Below are 1,189 nucleotides of genomic sequence, written 5' to 3' on the forward strand. Positions count from 1 at the left end.
AAGAAAAATATGTACTCGTAGCTGTTAAATAGCATCTATTTATACTCCTGTTTTTTTACATGTATACCAAAGTCTTTTACATAAACCTTGTCTGTATATATCGTCTTTATGATTAGATCGCCGATTTTCGGAATAAAATGGGATGTTTCAAGCCAATTTTTATTGTCATTACTTATCTCATTAGGTTCACTAAAGTCATAATAGTCTGTTATATATGATAATTTTGTTTTGAACTTTTTGAATAGTTCATGGTCCATAGCATTATAAGAGGTGTGCTGAATAGGATTAATCCAAAAAATAGTTTTTATACCATGTTGATCACACAGAGTCTTTATGTCTTGAATAGCTTGTAGTGAATTTTTAAGATTATTTCCATGCCATGCCGTTGGAACAGTATATATGGGATCATTTGGCTCAGGCTGATTGTAAGTGTGTTTTTTAAAAGTATCCCTTTGATTATAAATAATATCATAATGGAGTTTGTAAATATTTAAATGTTTAGAACGGTTTTGAATATCTTGAAAGTCTCTCTTTGTCGGTACTCTAAAAAAAAAATCGCTATAAAACTTGTATAATGGTTCACCAGTTAGTAAATAATGTGATTTTGTTTCTAATGCATTTTGATGGCTAGTAAAAGATATATTATGGGAAAAATTATCTAGTCCAACTAAAACAGATTTTAATTTTATGCCTTTATTTAGCAATAACTGTAACATTAAATAATATTCTTCTGGTATACCCTCAGCTATAGTTAAATTATATGTATTGGAATTCGGAATATGCTGAGGATTAATAAATTGAACTCTAGAGGAACCAAAGAGTAAAGTATCATATTCATGAAAGTGATTAAGTATATAAGTTGCGACAAAGAAGCGTTGTGTAAATGCTGTTGGAAAAGTTTTTCTATTTGGATGTGCTACGCTATATATATCTGTAATATATAAAAAAATGGAATTTATTGTTAATAATGTTAGAAGAGTTATCATCGATATACGAAACCATTTTTTATGCGTCATAAATTACCTTTAAAAATTAAAATATAAAAATTCAGATACTGTCGACATCATTGAAACAGCAACAAAGAAAAAGACAATGTTTAAAGTCAAATATTTTTTATTGAGTGTCAAGTTTTCTGTATAAAAGCTCGAATTTTTAAATTTTAAAATAATAAATAAACCTAATATAATAT

Annotated in this window: 1 protein-coding gene; it reads right to left on the bottom strand. The window is 27.2% G+C overall.

Annotated features, from left to right (window positions below):
- Nucleotides 1-35 precede the first annotated feature (35 nt).
- Nucleotides 36-1,016, bottom strand: coding sequence for a hypothetical protein (locus P6N22_RS10615; RefSeq protein WP_280332793.1), 981 nt, complete (start codon nucleotides 1,014-1,016; stop codon nucleotides 36-38).
- Between the last annotated feature and the right edge of the window lie 173 nt (nucleotides 1,017-1,189).

The organism is Sulfurimonas sp. C5, assembly GCF_029872055.1.
In the GTDB taxonomy this organism is placed as follows: Bacteria; Campylobacterota; Campylobacteria; order Campylobacterales; family Sulfurimonadaceae; genus Sulfurimonas.